The following is a 17,404-nucleotide window of genomic DNA, read 5'->3' as shown; positions in this document are numbered from 1 at the left end:
TTAAGACTCCCTGGGCGAATTCAAATGCACGCTGCAATTGTACAGTTCGCATTGCCACGTATCATCTTTCTTGGCAATCCGGGTAATGGATGTGTTGGACAGCTTCACGCTGATATCAAGCTCAGGCACCAGACCTCGCAGTGTATTCCGCAGAACGGCTCCGTGACTGACAACGATCACTCTTCCATCGGGGTGCTGCTGTACAATATCTTCAAGCACCGCACTGCCTCGAACAGTCCCTGCATCTGCAAGCTCACGTCCCAGATCCAGAGTACTCCAGTCCACTCCCCACTTGGCTAACCGTTCCTCTTCCGTCGTTCCTTCGACCTGTCCTCCGCCCATCTCGCGAAGTCTAGGGTCCAGATGAATCTCTTGAATACCCAAGCGATCACCAATGATGCGAGCCGTCTCACTTGCACGCTCCAAGTCACTTGCATAGATGGCATCCCAGGATTCTTCGGCTAGTCTCGCAGCAAGTAAAACGGCCTGTTCCCTGCCATCCTGATCCAGCGGGTTATCCGTCTGCCCCTGCGAACGTTTTTCCTTATTCCACGCTGTGCTTCCATGGCGAATCAATGCAATTTGAGTCATTGTTGTTCCTCACCTTTTTCTATATGAAGTTCATCTTCTGTAAAATGTTTGCGTGCCTTCGGCTTGGCAAATTTGCCGCCATTATATTGAGAAGACCCGTTTCTCGGAATGGAGAGACTGTCCCAAGCTGTTTCTTTAAGCATTTTCGCGGCAAATACAATCTGCCCGACATGATACGGATAATGCGCCAATTGCCGAATAATTGCCTCCATGACGGTATGACCTTCATTTCGAATGTATATGATATGAGACAATTGTTCCGGGGTAAACGAACGAATGGCTTCGAGTAGGCATGTCCAACCTTCTTCCCATTTAGCGAGCAACTCTTCCCGGGATGTAATATCATTCACGAATTCAGCATCTCGCTCACGCCACGGTTTCTCACCATCTGTTGTCAGTACATCCGTCCAACGGGACAGCATATTGCCCCATAGATGTTTTACAATTACCGCAATGCTGTTCGCGTCTTCATTCCAGGATTGAAACAATTGCTCGGACTCCAGTTGTGCCATGGCTTTTTCCCCGAGCTGCTTGTAATACAGGAATTGTTTCTCCGCTGTCTCCAGAAAAACCTGATTCATATCCATCCGTTAACCACCCTTCGGAAAAGTATGTTGTCCCCTGATCACGTCCAAACAGAAGCGTCACATGTTATTTATTCAGGAAATGAGAATGTGCCGTCTGCATTCGGTTCAAATGGAATGACTTTACGCACCGCATCCAGATTGAGTTCTCCATAGATATGTGGAAATAGCTCATTCAATTCGTAGAGATCCTCATATACCAGCTCTGGCTTTAACGCCTTCTCATCAATACTAAGTAATAATAGATCCGTGCGGCCTGCATAATATTGCCCGGCTACCCATGGGATCTGTTCCTTGGTGGAACAATGAATGAATCCGTCCGTCTCCAGGCTATCTGGTGCATACTCACTCCCCTTTGACACTTGCTCCCACAACGAACGGGAAATAATACTATAGATCATGGTTCCGCCTCCTTCAATTTCTGCGATGTACCCTATGTGTCATTGGAAGTATTATAGATCATCCCGGATACGGGAGTACACTTTTTGATCCGTAAATACACCTTTGATCTTCAACTGTTTGCGTAACAAACCTTCGTACGACATGCCCAGCTTCTCCATTACGCGTGCAGAGCCTATGTTGCCTGCATTACATTTGCCCTCCAGCCGATTGCAGTCCAATTCCCGAAAGCAATAATCCACGACAGGTTGCATTGCTTCTGCTGCAAGACCCTTACCCCAGTGACTGCTGGCTATTGCGTACCCCAATTCAGCACTCTGCATGGGTTCGTTGAGATGAAAGACGCCACCTCTCCCGATCAAGGTCCCTGTTTCCTTCAGGACAAAAGCCCAGATATGTACCGTTTTCCGTTCATAATTATCCAGTACCCGCTGAATATATTGAATTGAATCCTCCACCGTCTCATGACAGTTCCACAAGCTTTGCTGACTCACTCGCGGATCAGAGGCAAATGCATAATATTCATCGAGATCATCCATCGCAAGGCGTCTCAGCTTTAACCGCTGTGTTTCGAATTCCGGCGATTCGGCAAAAAGTTTTTCTACATTCATTCAGCACACCTCCATGATTCACTTGATTTCATGATCCAGCCATCTTATTTCTCAGGAAATAACGATCTATCATCACCATGCACAGAATTCCGACCGTATATCGAATCAGATCAATCACCAGAAACCCATGTCCCAGAACAAGAGCACCCCATACGGTTGAGCGTATCTCAATCAGCCAAGGCGTCTGAATCAACTGTGAGAACTCAATCATCCAGCTGAATACACAGCTCAAACTCATCGCCCATACCAAGCTGCGACGAGGCCACACCATGCGCACTCCGAAATAAATCATGCCCGCCCATAATGCATCTCCGGAATGTTCATGCACCCAATCCGGCAATCGATCACCAAAGTGTCTGGATGCGAGTCCTGCCGCCATGGTCATCATGACTGCGAGGAAATAGATCAGCCTTTCTCTGATATGTACGCTTTTCAATTGATCACAAGCCTTCATCAAGCACTTGTAAAATAAATTGCGTTTTGGCAGCGGTATACGATTCCCTGTCTTCCTTATTCTCATCAGCAAGCTTCGTCTTTAGGACGGCGTAAGCTTCCACCAGATCTGGGCGTTTTCTCAGCACATCCCGAAACCGAATTTGACGATCCCAACGGTCCTCTCCCGGGCGCATTAGATGAAGGTGTACAGCTCTCTTGCCATCCTTAACTCTCACCCAGAATCGTCGATAATCCCGGCCATCCAGTTCAGGCGGAACATAGTTCCAGCCCAACGGATTCAGCTGATCGGCAATCAGATCCATGTCATCCCAGGACTGTACCTCTGCCATCAGATCAATAATGGGTTTGGCGAGCAACCCTGGAATGGATGTGCTTCCGATATGTTCGAATTGATGGATATTCAACTGCTGTAAAAGGTGTTTAAGTTGCCGGATTTCTTCCTGAGCCTGTGCATCCCAATTGAGGTTGGCCGGAGCAATCTCTACCGACTCTGTCGCCCAGGCAGGCCAGTTTTCCGGTTGCAATGGATCTGTCATTCAGGTACCTCCTCTTGACCATGACATTTTAAATGGTAACCTTCTCTGTATTTTTCATAGGTGCGTTGCTTCATGCACTCAATCGTAGTACTCCGTTGAAATGTAAGTATGGAACTTAGGGATAAAAGAAGATATTTCAGGTAAGCCAGATCGCTAGAGTTAGGGTCTGCGATTATTATCGAAGCTTTCATATTCATCCCATCCAATCCCGTTATATTGTTGTTCAAGCAGAAGGCATTCCAGATACATATTTCTATATATCCAAAAAGGAGCGTATGTCTACGCCCCTGGTTGTCTGTTACATTGATGATATTAACGATGTCATGTATTGATTTTATCTTTGAATTGATGCAAAGCACTTCATTATATGAAGATTTATTTTACCGTAACAGGGATCGTCACTTTTTTGTTGCCCCACTTGGCCGTGATAGACGTTTTACCTTTGCCTACAGCCACGATCTTGCCATTTGTTACTGTCGCTACGCCCGGCTTTGTGCTGCTCCACACCGCGCTGTTCGTCACAACAGTGGTTTTACCCGTATCATACTGTGCCATCACACTCAGCGTTGTACTTCCCTGTGGGGACAAAACCAGTTTTTTCTGGCCTGTAATCAACTTTTTGAGCAAAGGTACAACGGTAACCTCTGCCTTTATTGTCTGATTTTGATAAGTTCCTGTCAAGGTGGCTTGTCCTTCTGTCAGCGTTTTGACTGCTCCATTTTTCACGATAGCTACATTTGTATTGGAAGAGGTCCATATCACTTGTTTCGAAAGGTTAATGGTTTTGCCATTCGCATAGGTGCCGATGACCTTCAACGCCTTGGACTTCTTGATGTTCAACTGCATTGTGGCAGGAGTGACCTCAACTTTGGTAATCTCGTCCGTCACGGCAACGGGAACTTTCACTGTCTCTGAGCCGTATTTGCCTTGCAGCATTACTCTGCCGGGTGTAACGCCTTTGATTTTACCGTTTTCCAGCACAGCCGAAGAAGTGGATACGGACCACACAATCTCGGACGTTACGTCTTCTTCCTTCCCATTCGCACGGGTAATGCTTACTTTCGGAAGGGTGCTTTCACTGCCTTTTACAAAACTGTAGGATTTCGGTGAAGCTTTGATGCTTTTGATCTTCTCCTGCACCTGGACAACCAACTGGGCTTTAGCCCCGTCTACCTCTGCAAAAATGGTTGCTTCGCCTGCGGCTACAGCCTTGACTTTGCCTTTCACCATCGTCGCAACTGCTGCATTGCTGGTTGACCATGTCACGCCTTCGGTAACATCCTGCTTGTTATCAAAACCTTCTACCGTTGCCATTACCTGTAGCGTAGCTGTTTCTGAGACGCTCATCTTCTGAGGACTGTTATTGGTTATTTCAATCGATTTCACGTCACCAGTAGCCGCCAAGGCCAACGAAGGGACCAGTATTGTTAATGCCATAATTAGAGCAAGCGTGCCTCGAAGCGCCAGTTTGATTCTATTCATTTTTAATTTCCAACTCCCATAATCCAATATTTTACTTCTATTATATTATATCGGATATGAATTGCATAAAGTTGAATGTCCTAAGTGAGAGTCTTGGAACAATTCATGATTTTCATTGTATAATATGGGAAGGCCGCGTAATACTGTTTTAATAAACCTAAAAGATGGGGGTGGGGTATGTATGATCGAAAAGAATTTGCTTGATATGGTTTCACCTAAAAATAACCGTAAACGTATGAAAGCTATAGTCACTTCGACATCCACCAAGATTCGTCCTGAAGACGAAATGGTTCTATTGATGAAAACAGCCCGCAATCGTTTCAAAAAAGCCCTTGAATCTGGACAAATTGAAATCATTAACGAGCGTGAATGGAAGCTGCGTTAAAGAATATAGGTGAACCATGGAACGTATTCAAACACCAGAAATGCAGGAAAGAATTAAATGGGCTAAACAAAAATTGAAGGAACTTGCAGCTGATGTGACCAAAAGTGATTTAAAAGAGTTCTATGTGATGGGTATTATTACTCCTATTCTTGATGATTTAGATGCAGATCCAGCCATTATTGTTGGAGGACATGCTGTTGAACTATACACTTCTGGAAGTTACAAGACAGCTGATGTTGATCTGGTCATGATCAGAGATGATTTGGCCCGAAGTTTATTTGATCATCTGGGTTTCGTTCACGAAGGAAGACATTATTATGTCTCCGAAATGGACATCCCTATCGAAATACCTTCTGATACACTGGAAGGTTCAAAAGACAAGATTATCAAATTATTAACACCTGAAGGCTACTGTTACGTAATTGGAATAGACGACCTTATTTTGGATCGATTGAGAGCCTCCGAGTACTGGACAGATGCCCGAAGCTTGGAGTGGGCACGTTACCTGATTTACAGTCAATTTGATACGATTGATTTAACATACATGAGAAAAGTTGCAGCCGAAGAAGATCCCAAATTGGCAGCTCGACTTGAACAAGAGTACCAGTGGGTAACAGATCATATGTTTAATTAGAAGGAACCCCTGTCAAGGGGTTCCTTTGCTGATTCTTCACTTCCTAGAGCGTTACCTAACCTCTCTACTTCACTTCATCCTGCTCTGGCAAAATCAAGCTCTCGGCCCCGCCCATATAGGGCCGCAGGGCTGCCGGAATGCGAATGCTTCCATCCTCCTGCTGATGATTCTCAAGCAAAGGTATCAGGATACGCGGCGATGCCACCGCCGTATTATTGAGCGTGTGACAGTAGGCCAACTTGCCTTCGGCATCGAGGCAACGAATATTTGAACGGCGAGCCTGGAAATCATGCAGATTCGACGACGAATGCGTTTCTCCATATGCACCGCGGCTTGGCATCCAGGTCTCGATGTCATACTGTTTGTACGTTTTCTGCGACATATCCCCGGTACATACAGCGACAACACGATACGGCAGTTCCAATAATTGCAGCAATTCTTCAGCGTGTCCTGTAATCTCTTGCAACATGCGCTCCGATTCTTCCGCATCAGGGGCACAGAGAATGACCTGCTCAACTTTGGCAAATTGGTGCACACGATACAATCCGCGTACATCCCGTCCGCCGGAGCCAACTTCACTGCGGAAACACGTCGATACCGCGGCCAGCTTCACAGGCTCTTGAACATCAACAATCTCATCGGCATAATACGAGACCAGCGGCACTTCAGAAGTTCCCACCAGCCACTTGTTCTCCCCTTCGAGTTCATAGACCTGATCTCGACCGGTTGGGAAGAATCCGGTGTTCACCAGCGCATCCTCCCTGACCATCAGCGGAACCTCCATTGGTGTAAACCCGTGCTTTAGCAGCAGATCAAGCGCAAGTTGCTGTACTGCCCGATGCAATAACAGGCCCGCACCTTTCAGTACATAGCTTCGCGTACCGCCAATCTTAACTCCACGAGGAATATCGATCAGATCATGCAACTCCCCAAGCTCCACGTGATCTTTGGTGTTATACTCGAACGTTGGCACCTCTCCCACACGTCGCAGCTCCACATTATCCGCATCCGACGTGCCTTTCGGGGTATCCAGGGATACGATATTGGGTACCAGCCATTGCAGCTTGGTTACTTCCTCCTGCACAGGGGCAAGCTTCGCTTCCACGTATTCCAACTGTTCATTGATCTGTTTCACCTGGGCCCGCAAACCCTCTGCCTGTTCCCGATTCCCAGCTTGCATGAGTCTGCCAATGTCTGCAGATAACGTATTGCGCAATCTGCGACCTTCTTCCATTTCCTGCAAAAGTGTTCTACGTTCTTCATCACGCTCTAACAATGTGCGAATGCTAATATTAATTTTTTTCCCGTCTGCTGCCGCCTGAACCTCTTCTTCATGTGCACGAATCCACTTCATTTCCAACATGGTCACCGTCTCCTTTGGCTGTAAAAATGCAAAGAGCGCCCTCATCCCTTGGGACGAGGAGCGCTCTGCTCGCGGTGCCACCCAACTTGCTGAATCAGAATATCCTGCTTCCAGCCTCTTGGTCCGCGATAACGGGCGGTTCCGGTTAACTTGGGGAAATATCGCTCCCCTGGCGAAAACGCCTCCGAGTTGGATGCTCTTCAACGGCATGGTCCGATCTGTAATTGTTGGTCTCAGTATATACGAACGCCGGACCAAATTGCAACCTTCTGTATCGATCAGGAATTCATGGCACATCGTAACATGTCCTGTTATGATAGACTTTGTCTTCAAGATTGCGCTTTATTGTGATCCTCAATTTATGTATATAAGTAGAAGGAGTTCTTTATGAAAAAATTACTTTGGATCGGATGTCTGTCCTATTTCCTGATTGGACTTGCCCACGTTGTGCTCGGTTCCATTTTACCGGTTGCACTTGAACATTACGGCAAAGATTATAGCCAAGGCGGAACGCTGATCTTTGCTCAATTTGCCGGATTCCTCGGTGGTGTATTGTTATCTCCATGGCTGAACAGACGCTTTGGTAAACGGGGAGGCCTGTTAATCGCCACAGCGTTGCTCTGCATTGCAGAATTATCCTATATGTTGTTGCCACCATGGGGCTGGATGTTCGTCATTGCACCCGCTGCCGGCTTTGGATTCGGAATGGTTGAAGCTGTTATTGGCACCATTATCATCGCTGCAATCAAAGACAATACAGCCGTTGCTATGAGTCGACTGGAAGTGTTATTTGGGATCGGAGCGATGGTCATGCCGCTCATTGCCAGCGGTCTGATTGCTGCCGGATACTGGCGCCTTTCTTTTCTCGTTGTTGCGATCTGCGCCGCGCTGACCTTTGTTTTCTGGGCAAAAGGATCATTCGGTGAACTCGATAAGTTTCTGGAGCGACGTAGTTCTAATAACGGTTCAGTACATGCCCACACTGCTGGGACATCGGGTGAGATGCATCCCGCATCTGCAAGTACATCCAGTCCAACCTATCGTGGCCGTAACAGAACTCTTCTGGTATTATTCGTCCTGTTCTTCTTCCTATATGTTGGCACAGAGATGAGTCTTGCGAACTTCATGCCAGCGATTCTGATTGAGAAAATGAACATGAAGGAAGCCGGAGCAGCGCTTAGTGTCACCTGTTTCTGGATTGCCATGTCCGTGGGGCGACTCTTCGCCGGGTATATCGCAGAGAAATTCCAATACCGCGTCTATGTCCTGTACAGTTGTCTTGCATCTGTTCTTTTGTTAATGGTATTTCCATTTACAAACCAAATCTGGTCTGCATTTCTCATCATCTTGCTGCTTGGACTTGCGATGTCAGGTATTTTTTCCATTGCCCTTGTCTTCGCCAGTAAACTGCTGCCCGGAACAGAAGAATCCACACCCAGCATTTTGATTGCCTCAGGTGGAGTTGGCGGTGCCATTCTGCCTTTGACTACGGGATGGAGTCTTGATCATCTGGCAGTTAATCAGTCTGCATGGATGCTTGCGATCTTTGCAGTTGGCCTGCTTGTCATTAGCGTGATCACGTATCAATGGCAGAACAAACATGTGGTCGATCCAGCGACTTAACAGTTATGTGTCGTTGCAGTCCTGAGAATTAGAATTACCTATTATTGAGATGAGATTGAAATGTCTACTGTCATGACCTGACAGTGGACATTTTTTTGTAGCGATACTCTGTTCTAACGAACCTAGCACACGCTATTTATCTGCATTTCAGGATATTTGAAATCTAACGAATCCTAGAGACGTTATTATAGATAATTATCTCAAATTCAAGGTCTCGTTGGAGGTTTTTTGCATAATAACGCCGCTGAGATTCGTTAGATTTTTTATTGTCTAAAAACTGGACTAATAAGGTGTCCTCGATTCGTTAGCGCTGTAATCATCGTGGCAAGTGCCCTATCTTTGCCTCTCTCTCACCTTTCATTAAAGGTGAGAATAATATCTATTCTTTTGCACAAGATTGCCCAGGAAATACTTATAGCCAACCGAATCACACACTTTTGTTAACGACAGGCATTACGGGCCCGTTATCCTTGATGAATTTACCAAATACATATCGTACGAGTGGTCCCAAAATGATCAATTGATATGGAAGCGCCAGGCTGAAGTTACGAGCGATTGTATGGAGATACGTACGGAGTACGGATGACCCACTTAATTGATCAGCGAGATATGCCGAGATCATTCCATACAAAGACATGATCAGAACCATGCCAATCACCATAAAAAATGACATAGCCAGCACACCTAGAATCTTATTGGACTTGTCGAAGGGCATAGAAAATGCAATCTTTCTCGCCACAGGGCCAACAATGAAAGACTCCACCAGAAACGCGATGACAAAACATAATATGAATTGAAGCAGTATCTCAAGCGGGGACATTTTGCCGAGTAACCCACTGTGCCATAGATTGAAGAACATCATGACCAAGACCATTCCTGTACACATCATTAATCCGAAAATAATTTGTTCCTTCTTGCTTGTTGGCAATTCTCTCATCCTCTCTGTTTACCTTCGTAATTATAGAGATGAGGAATCCCTCACATAAGTGAACATTCTGTGAACAATTATGATTTTTTCAAATTAAAATCCGATTTGACAACCCCGTAGTACAGCCCTATGATATCCCTTAAAATGGTAGAAACATTCATTATATAAGGAGGATTTTGATTATGAGTTTTCAAAAGCGCATCGACCACGTTGGCATTGCCGTCCGTGATCTGGATACTACACTTCGTTTTTATACGGAGGTTGTTGGATTGGAACTGAAAGACCGGGTGACGCATACCAACGGCGTCATTCAGCTCGCCTTTCTCGGCTTCAATGGAAGTAATGAGACTGAGATTGAGTTAATTCAAGGATACAGCGACAAGCTGCCTTCCGAAGGTACGGTACACCATTTTGCGATCCATGTAGATGACCTTGATTCTGAGTACAAACACATCCAAGCCACCAAAGCCGTATTTATTGATGGAGAGATTATTACACTGCCTAACGGTTACCGCTATTTCTTCATCTATGGACCTGAAAAGGAATGGATTGAGTTCTTCCAGCGCTAAGAATTGGAGTTGATTTCATGAACATTTTAATTACCGGCGCAGCCGGGAAAATTGGCCGGGACTTGTCCCAACACTTGTCAGAAGCATATCACCTGCGACTAACGGATTTGAATATCGACAGACTGCATACGTATCAAGAAACCGACCATGAGATCATGACACTGGATGTGACAGACCCTGAAGCCTGTCAGCATGCTTGCGAAGGCATGGATGTGGTAGTACATCTGGCGGGAGACCCTTCCCCGAATGCCGGATTCTATGAATCGTTGTTGGACATCAATATCAAAGGTACATTTAATGTATTCCGTGCAGCTAAGGACCAAGGTGTGCAAAGAGTCATTCTGGCGAGCAGTGCACAGACGATTGAGGGGTATCCCATTGATGCTCAAGTCTATCCGGACATGCCAACACACCCACGGAATTTGTACGGGGTTAGCAAATGTTTTGGAGAATCGCTCGCTTCCTATTTTGCGTATACCGAAGGTTTACAAAGTGTAGCAATACGTATAGGTGCATATGATGATTTTCAACCGGACGGACCAGCGCTGGAAGCAAGGGATATGAGCGCGTATATTAGTCCGGCTGACTTGTGTGATTTGATGTTCAAAGCAATTACAGCTACCAATTTGGAGCCCTTCACCATACTGCATGGGATCTCGAATAATCGGTTTAAACGATTGAATCTGGAAACCACTCAGAAACAGGTAGGTTATGCCCCCAAATCCGATGCATTTGCACTCAGCCAGATTGCCTTATATGATTCGCCACGATAATTAATGAAAATAACACATCTAAATAGGCTGATATACATATGTATAACGGCCTGTTTGATAAGTTCATACGTGTCCCCATCCAGTTCCTGACTGGACACGTTCCACCCGCTGGCCTATAATTACACCTAGTAATGCCCGTAACTTCATAGTTTCCCAGGGGAGTCGGAATTGGCCGGCTGAGAGTGTATCCCACCAAGATACTAACCCTTAGACCTGATCTGGATCATGCCAGCGTAGGAATCGGAGTATATCGAAATGGCACAGCCCTATGGCTGAACGCCACCTCTCTAACGCCTGCACGCGTCCCGGAATACGGGACGCTTTTTTAATGTTCTTTTATATAGCCAGAGAGCTAAAAAAAGTGACATTATTCAGATCTCAACTGGTATAAATCTGTTGATTTATGCAAGATGATTGGATATGAAGCCAAGGAGTACCCCGTGCCACTCGGCCGGACATATCGAAGGAGAGAATTACAGATGAAATGGCGTAAAACGATGGGATTGATGCTCTTATGCGTGCTTATGGTGACTGTAGCCGCATGTGGCGGCAAAGAAGCTGCCCCGGCAGAACAGAACAGCAACACAAATGCGGAAAGCAGTAACAAAGGTGACACTGCCGCCCTGAAAGATATTAAAGTGGTGCTCGACTGGACACCGAATACGAATCATACCGGCCTATATGCGGCTGTAGATCAAGGTTTTTACAAGGCCGAAGGCTTGAACGTGGAGATTGTACAACCAGGTGCCGGTGGCGCAGATACGATGGTTGCCTCCAATGAAGTACCGTTTGGCGTAAGTTATCAGGAGAGTGTAACTCAAGCCCGCACACAGGGTGTTCCATTGGTCTCCATCGCAGCAGTTATTCAGCATAATACATCCGGGTTCGCTGCTCCGGCGGATCGGAATATCAAATCACCGAAAGATTTTGAAGGTAAAACCTATGGCGGTTGGGGTTCCCCAGTCGAAGAAGCCGTGATGCAATCCATTATGGAAGGCGACGGAGCCGATGTATCCAAAGTGAAAAACATTAACATGGGTGACGCTGACTTTTTCACCGCAGTGAAACGGGACATTGATTTCGCGTGGATTTTCTACGCCTGGACAGGTATTGAAGCCGAACTGCGCGGAGAACCGATCGACATGTTATATGTGAAGGATTATTCAGATGCATTGGATTACTACACACCTGTCCTTGTAACAAACGAGCAGACGATCCAAAACGACCCTGAGTTGGTGAAAGCATTCCTGAAAGCCACTTCAGAAGGGTATCAATATGCGATTGATCATCCCGAAGACGCAGCGAACATTCTGATCAAGGCCGTACCGGATCTAGATAAAGACTTGGTACTGGCAAGCCAGAAATGGCTTAGTCCAAAGTACACGGATGACGCCCCGCGCTGGGGTGAGCAAAAGCAGGAAGTGTGGCAGAACTACACCGACTGGATGTTTAGCAAAAAACTGCTGGATGAACAGATCGATGTGAGCAAAGCATATACAAACGAGTTTTTACCCCAATAAAATTTGCTTAAGTTTAACTTTTTTACACAAGAACGAAGAGTGCAGAACCCATCTGAAGAAGCGAAGCGCTCACCTAAAAGCTTTCTGAAAGAAAGCTGCATCGGAAGCATACGCTATCCCCGGATTTCCTCCATTGAAATTCATTAAAGAAATCCGGGGATAACAGTGATCGTAAGAGGGTACTGCAATCGGAGTGATAAGTGTAAACCTGGTTCAATTCATGCAATTTATCACGAAAGGAAAAGTGATCTCTCATGGCAAGCACATTACTTAGCATTCAGGTTATTCCCAAAACGCCAAATGGCGAGAATTCTTACCCTTATGTAGATCGCGCCATTGAAGTTATTCAGCAATCCGGCCTGAAATATCAGGTGAACGCGCTCGACACCACGATGGAGGGGGAACTGGAGGAACTGCTGGAGGTTGTCCGTAAAATGCACGAGGTACTCGTGGAGGCTGGTAGCCCAAGCATCATCTCCCAGATCAAAATCGCCCATAGCCCTACCGGCTTCAGCATGGACACCCTGACGGAGAAGTATCGCTAATGCCTGCCTATTTCAAAAGTGTATGGCCGCCCATTGTGGCGGTTATTCTCTTTATAGCGATATGGCAGGGAGCCGTCTCCCTCTTCCATATTGAGAAATGGATGCTGCCTGCACCGTCCGACATCGCCCGCGAAGCGGCAACCCAGGCCGAACGGCTTGGCATACACGCTTCCGCAACCATTCAGTTAACGCTGATTGGATTCGCGGCTGGCACAGCGGTCGGATTACTGATAGCGATGGTGCTGCATTTGGTCCCTTTTCTCAAGTCAGCCCTGTACCCTTTACTTATTCTTAGTCAAAATATCCCGACCATCGCGCTCGCGCCACTCCTGTTAATCTGGTTCGGATTCGGGCTGTTGCCCAAGCTGATTACGATCATCCTCGTCTGCTTCTTCCCTGTTGCAGTGGCGGCGATGGATGGCTTGACCCGTACTGACGCGGCGATGATGAACTATATGCGCATGGCTGGTGCGAAACGTCATCAGATTTTCTGGAAGCTGGAGCTTCCCCATGCGCTGCCATCCGTGTTCTCCGGTGTCAAAATCGCCGCTACCTATAGCGTGATGGGTGCCATCATTGCCGAATGGATTGGTGCAGACAAGGGTATTGGTTATTATATGATGCTGCAAAAGTCGGCTTATCGCACCGATCGTTTATTCGTGGCAATCATGATTATTGTCGCTCTCAGCTTACTGCTCTTCCTGCTCATTGCACTACTGGAGAAGCTGCTCGTGCGCTGGCGGCCACAGAAGCGGTAGTAAAGATGTAATCTGTATATTAGGAAGTGATGACCATATGAATCGGCAACAGGACAAACAAGTCCAGCCTGGACGAGGAGCAAGTGTAATGGAGCCAGAGTACGATGAAAAACTCCACCCGGCTACGCCTGATCGACCTGCCACTCCTGCTCCGGTTCCACCTGCACTGGACGTTGTTAATGTTCATGCATCATTCCGTGAACGGCGGAGCAGGTTACCGGTTCTGAACGGCCTGTCCCTGACTGTGGAGCAAGGCGAGTTTGTTGCTATCGTTGGACCTTCTGGCTGTGGCAAAAGCACCCTGTTCCATATCATCGGTGGTCTGCTGAAGCCACAGGAAGGCCAAGTGCTTATGAACGGTCAGAATGTAACGGGACAGCGTGGCAAGATTAGTTATATGCCGCAACAACCCGCTCTTTTCCCTTGGCGTACCATTGAAGACAATGTACTGCTTGCTGGTGAAGTAGCTTCAAGTGCTCCCCCTCGGGCCGAAGCACTTGCGGAAGCTCGTAAGTGGTTAAGCAGCGTGGGTCTTGCCGGGTTTGAGCAGGCCTATCCTCATATGCTGTCGGGCGGAATGCAGCAGCGTGCTGCTTTTCTGCGCGCCCTGCTCAGTCCGCAGGAGCTGATGCTACTGGACGAACCCTTCAGCGCACTGGATGCACTGACACGTAGCGACATGCAGCGCTGGCTACTTGATATCTGGGAACAGAACCGCCGCTCGGTGCTGTTCATCACCCATAATATCGAAGAAGCATTACTGCTAGCGGATCGGGTCTATGTATTATCCAACCGACCTGCAACAATGTTGCACGAGGTACTTGTTCCTTTTGATCGCCCAAGACGAGAAGAAATTACGGAGGAATCCGCTTTTCTGGAGCGTAAACGGCAGATTGCTCAGTGGATGAGAGAAGAACAGCAGAAAGCCCGCCTATAATAATAGCGCGGGTTTTTAAAGTTATTATTTTCCTTTATTGGGTGATCCACCATAAGAAATTCTGCGTAACATAGTTAGAATATAAATGACCACAAGGAGGAATTCCCGCGTGCATTCTCAAGCTTTTGCACCATTAATTGATGCTCATATTCACTTCGATCAGTATACCCCTGACGAACAACGCGAGATGCTGCTATCTTTCCCGTCTCAACAAGTCGAGGCAGTCATCGCCGTGTCCATGAATCTCGCTTCTGCCCAGGCCAACCTGGAGCTTGCAAAGCAACATCCACGCAACATCTATCCGGCCTTCGGTTTCCATCCGGAACAGGAACTGCCGTCCGTTGCAGAAATGGACCTGTTCTTCCAATGGATCGAGAAGCATATGGGACAAGCCACAGCCATAGGAGAAGTTGGCCTTCCCTATTACAATCGTCTAGAGGCTGAGCAGGCAGGACAGCACTTCGATCAGAGCGGGTATATCGAACTGCTCGAACGTTTCATCCAACTTGCCAAAAAGCACAACAAACCACTTGTCCTTCATGCGGTATACGATGATGCCGATATCGTCTGTGATCTGCTGGAGCAATATCAGTTCCGACGTGCTCATTTCCACTGGTTCAAAGGTTCTCGCCAAACCGTAAGGCGCATGGCGGACAACGGTTATTTCATTTCCTTCACGCCGGATATTCTGTATGAAGAAGAGATTCGCGAACTCGCCCGGCAATATCCATCGGAACAAGTGATGGCCGAGACCGACGGACCTTGGCCCTTCGAAGGACCATTTCAGGGACGAATGACACACCCTGCCATGACCAGACAGGTCATCCAGGCATGGAGTGAGATCACTGGCATGGGAACCGAGCGGGCCGCCCGTCTCTTTTATCAGAACACAAAGCGTTTCTATGGCTTAACTTGATTACCAGCTGGTAGCAGCAAGCACTCTCGCTTGCCGTGCAAACAAAGCACAAAAAAGCCAGTCGGTTTCGCTCCGACTGGCTTCTAATTTACCATATATATATCAGTTGAACTGAATTTTTAAACAGGAACGTAGAGGGCAGAAATAACCTGAGGAAGCAGGGCATTCGCCTAAAAGCTTTCTGAAAGAAAGCTACATCGGAAGCATACGCTATAACTAGATTTTCACCTTCACAAAAATTGGATCAAAAAATCTGGGGATAACAGCGATCGGAAGGTTGTTCTGTCATCGGAGTGGCAAGTGTAACTACCTTCAGTTCAACTTAACGCTTCAAAAATCCTTTGCCTTCCAGGAACGGTCTCACTTGCAACCTTGTCGGCTCAGTCAGACGCTTCGCCATCAGTTCGGACCATGGAGTTGTTCTTTCACCGTTAGTCCGTTCTTTCATGTAGGCCGTCGTTGTCTCATCATACTGCTCAACACCCTTGATGCTCTGCTCGGCATTATAGCGATTATGATGCAGAACTGCATTCAGTGGCAGACGTGGACGAATCCCCGTTTCCTGATCTGCAACACCAATACACATGCCATACACCGGATATACCCCTTCCGGCAATCCCAACAACTCGGCTACTTCCTCAATCCGGGTCCGAAGCCCGCCGATATATACGATTCCGAAACCAAGCGACTCTGCTGCAAGAGCGGCATTCTGGGAAGCCAGAGCAGCATCAATCGTGGCTACCATGAAATTCTCGGTTGAATCGGCATACGATTCCTTCTCAGGAAGATGACGTTTCGCAGCATCACTCAGCCGATACAGATCAGCACACCATACGAGAAACACCGGGCATTCATTGACGTAGGCCTGATTGCCTGCCAATTCAGCCAGCTTGGCTTTTTGCTCTAAGCCAGTCACAGCAATTACAGTATATGCTTGCACACTACTTGAAGAGGAAGCCATCTGCCCAGCCGCTACGATGGCTGCAAGCTGCTCTTCACTTACCGGGTCTGGCTTGAATTTGCGTACAGAACGGTGTTTCATCATCAACTCAATGGTTTCATTCATGGTGGTTCACTCCCAATCCTCGAAGTACGAACTCAATCGTCTGCTCAGCGAGCTCGTCTGTATTCATATCCTGATAATCAAAGCCAAATCGTGAATTCTTGGCCCGTTTGTGCGCCAAAGCCACGCCCATAACCTGAAGCATCGCATAAGATACGGACTCGACCTGGAACAATCCCTGATCCTTACCCTCTTGCAGCAGTTCCCTCACTCGGGTCCAGACAGGGTCTAGAAAACGAAATACGGTAGCTGTACGGTGTGTACGCAGTGTAATTTCAAGCTGCACAATATCACTCATCTCCCGATCCGTCATCGTGAACTTCACAACTTCACCAATAATTCGGCGGATACCTTCCACAGGCGAGGACATCGACTCTTCCGCCAGCGAGTTCATCATATGCCCCGGGAAAAAATGCTCAAATAATGCTTCGAACACCTTTTCTTTGCCGCCAAAATGATAAGACACCAACGACACATTGGCACCTGCCTCATCACATATTTGACGAACACTCGTCCCGTCATACCCTTGCTGTGCAAAAAGCTTTTTGGCTGCAAGCAATATCCTCGTTTTGATATCCAACTCCGGTTCCGTCATTCCGTCCCGCTCCCTCTTGTCCGTTCATCTCATTCGCTCCAGCTCAAGGACTGCAGCCAGCGATTCATCTGTCTATTATATTACACCAAGCACCCCGATGAAAATCATCGGGGTGCTTGTCCTATCCTATGATGCA

21 protein-coding genes and 1 riboswitch are annotated in these 17,404 nt (G+C 47.2%); of the genes, 10 read left to right on the top strand and 11 right to left on the bottom strand.

The genetic code is table 11. From position 1 onward, the window contains the following. From MHI14_RS29490 to MHI14_RS29460, 7 genes are all read right to left on the bottom strand, one after another. Entirely contained in the window at positions 1–591 is a 591-nt protein-coding gene (locus MHI14_RS29490; RefSeq protein ID WP_091038172.1) for a histidine phosphatase family protein, read from the bottom strand. Further along, on the bottom strand, positions 588–1,178 hold the full coding sequence (locus tag MHI14_RS29485) for a DUF1572 family protein (protein WP_091038170.1): 591 nt from the start codon (positions 1,176–1,178) through the stop codon (positions 588–590). Before MHI14_RS29485 ends, MHI14_RS29490 begins: the two co-directional genes overlap by 4 nt. 68 nt (positions 1,179–1,246) lie before the next feature. Beyond that, entirely contained in the window at positions 1,247–1,576 is a 330-nt protein-coding gene (locus MHI14_RS29480; protein WP_091038169.1) for a DUF952 domain-containing protein, read from the bottom strand. 51 nt (positions 1,577–1,627) lie between these two features. Then, positions 1,628–2,185, bottom strand: a complete 558-nt coding sequence (locus MHI14_RS29475; protein WP_133386932.1) for a GNAT family N-acetyltransferase — start codon at positions 2,183–2,185, stop codon at positions 1,628–1,630. Between the two features lie 28 nt (positions 2,186–2,213). Further along, a complete protein-coding gene (locus MHI14_RS29470; protein ID WP_340910838.1) occupies positions 2,214–2,573 on the bottom strand; it encodes a ribosomal maturation YjgA family protein in 360 nt (119 codons plus the stop codon). Positions 2,574–2,625: 52 nt separating this feature from the next. Continuing rightward, positions 2,626–3,177, bottom strand: coding sequence for a GrpB family protein (locus MHI14_RS29465; RefSeq protein WP_339311903.1), 552 nt, complete (start codon positions 3,175–3,177; stop codon positions 2,626–2,628). A 375-nt stretch (positions 3,178–3,552) separates the two neighbouring features. Further along, positions 3,553–4,659, bottom strand: a complete 1,107-nt coding sequence (locus MHI14_RS29460) for an Ig-like domain-containing protein (protein ID WP_341131904.1) — start codon at positions 4,657–4,659, stop codon at positions 3,553–3,555. A 181-nt stretch (positions 4,660–4,840) separates the two neighbouring features. Here MHI14_RS29460 and MHI14_RS29455 point away from each other — a divergent pair, with 181 nt between their 5' ends. Both MHI14_RS29455 and MHI14_RS29450 read left to right on the top strand, forming a co-directional pair. Next, positions 4,841–5,044, top strand: coding sequence for a hypothetical protein (locus MHI14_RS29455; protein ID WP_076253873.1), 204 nt, complete (start codon positions 4,841–4,843; stop codon positions 5,042–5,044). Positions 5,045–5,060: 16 nt separating this feature from the next. Next, positions 5,061–5,678: a hypothetical protein gene (locus MHI14_RS29450; RefSeq protein WP_091038159.1), complete on the top strand. Its 618-nt coding sequence runs from the start codon at positions 5,061–5,063 to the stop codon at positions 5,676–5,678. 64 nt (positions 5,679–5,742) lie between these two features. On the opposite strand, the gene serS is transcribed toward MHI14_RS29450, so the two are convergent. Beyond that, the gene (serS, locus tag MHI14_RS29445) at positions 5,743–7,041 is read right to left on the bottom strand and encodes a serine--tRNA ligase (RefSeq protein WP_341131903.1); all 1,299 of its coding nucleotides are present in this window, start codon (positions 7,039–7,041) and stop codon (positions 5,743–5,745) included. A 387-nt stretch (positions 7,042–7,428) separates the two neighbouring features. Between serS and MHI14_RS29440 the strand changes: the two genes are divergently transcribed. Further along, complete coding sequence (locus MHI14_RS29440) at positions 7,429–8,664, top strand: MFS transporter (RefSeq protein ID WP_091038155.1); 1,236 nt, start codon at positions 7,429–7,431, stop codon at positions 8,662–8,664. Positions 8,665–9,091: 427 nt separating this feature from the next. Here MHI14_RS29440 and MHI14_RS29435 read toward each other — a convergent pair whose 3' ends face one another. Continuing rightward, complete coding sequence (locus MHI14_RS29435) at positions 9,092–9,601, bottom strand: hypothetical protein (protein ID WP_371129103.1); 510 nt, start codon at positions 9,599–9,601, stop codon at positions 9,092–9,094. A 173-nt stretch (positions 9,602–9,774) separates the two neighbouring features. On the opposite strand from MHI14_RS29435, the gene MHI14_RS29430 reads away from it, so the two are divergent. The 7 genes from MHI14_RS29430 (at position 9,775) to MHI14_RS29400 (ending at position 15,610) form a co-directional block, all read left to right on the top strand. Then, entirely contained in the window at positions 9,775–10,161 is a 387-nt protein-coding gene (locus MHI14_RS29430; RefSeq protein ID WP_341131902.1) for a VOC family protein, read from the top strand. Positions 10,162–10,178: 17 nt separating this feature from the next. After that, entirely contained in the window at positions 10,179–10,934 is a 756-nt protein-coding gene (locus tag MHI14_RS29425; RefSeq protein ID WP_091038153.1) for an NAD-dependent epimerase/dehydratase family protein, read from the top strand. A gap of 145 nt (positions 10,935–11,079) precedes the next feature. Then, positions 11,080–11,192, top strand: a riboswitch (TPP riboswitch). A 221-nt stretch (positions 11,193–11,413) separates the two neighbouring features. Then, positions 11,414–12,454: an ABC transporter substrate-binding protein gene (locus MHI14_RS29420; protein WP_341131901.1), complete on the top strand. Its 1,041-nt coding sequence runs from the start codon at positions 11,414–11,416 to the stop codon at positions 12,452–12,454. Between the two features lie 254 nt (positions 12,455–12,708). Beyond that, positions 12,709–12,999, top strand: a complete 291-nt coding sequence (locus MHI14_RS29415) for a thiamine-binding protein (protein ID WP_017690996.1) — start codon at positions 12,709–12,711, stop codon at positions 12,997–12,999. After that, positions 12,999–13,757 carry an ABC transporter permease gene (locus MHI14_RS29410; RefSeq protein WP_341131900.1) on the top strand — a complete coding sequence of 253 codons (759 nt, stop codon included), beginning with the start codon at positions 12,999–13,001 and terminating at the stop codon, positions 13,755–13,757. The genes MHI14_RS29415 and MHI14_RS29410 overlap by 1 nt, the downstream gene beginning before the upstream one ends. 37 nt (positions 13,758–13,794) lie before the next feature. Further along, entirely contained in the window at positions 13,795–14,694 is a 900-nt protein-coding gene (locus MHI14_RS29405) for an ABC transporter ATP-binding protein (RefSeq protein WP_341131899.1), read from the top strand. Between the two features lie 85 nt (positions 14,695–14,779). Next, positions 14,780–15,610, top strand: coding sequence for a TatD family hydrolase (locus MHI14_RS29400; RefSeq protein WP_341131898.1), 831 nt, complete (start codon positions 14,780–14,782; stop codon positions 15,608–15,610). A 322-nt stretch (positions 15,611–15,932) separates the two neighbouring features. Here MHI14_RS29400 and nfsA read toward each other — a convergent pair whose 3' ends face one another. Next, positions 15,933–16,676: an oxygen-insensitive NADPH nitroreductase gene (gene nfsA / locus MHI14_RS29395; protein ID WP_341131897.1), complete on the bottom strand. Its 744-nt coding sequence runs from the start codon at positions 16,674–16,676 to the stop codon at positions 15,933–15,935. Further along, positions 16,669–17,268, bottom strand: coding sequence for a TetR family transcriptional regulator (locus MHI14_RS29390; protein ID WP_091038144.1), 600 nt, complete (start codon positions 17,266–17,268; stop codon positions 16,669–16,671). Before MHI14_RS29390 ends, nfsA begins: the two co-directional genes overlap by 8 nt. Positions 17,269–17,404: the final 136 nt, after the last annotated feature.

Source organism: Paenibacillus sp. FSL K6-2393 (genome assembly GCF_038002545.1).
Classification (GTDB): Bacteria; Bacillota; Bacilli; order Paenibacillales; family Paenibacillaceae; genus Paenibacillus.
This window is presented reverse-complemented; position numbering and strand designations above follow the sequence as displayed.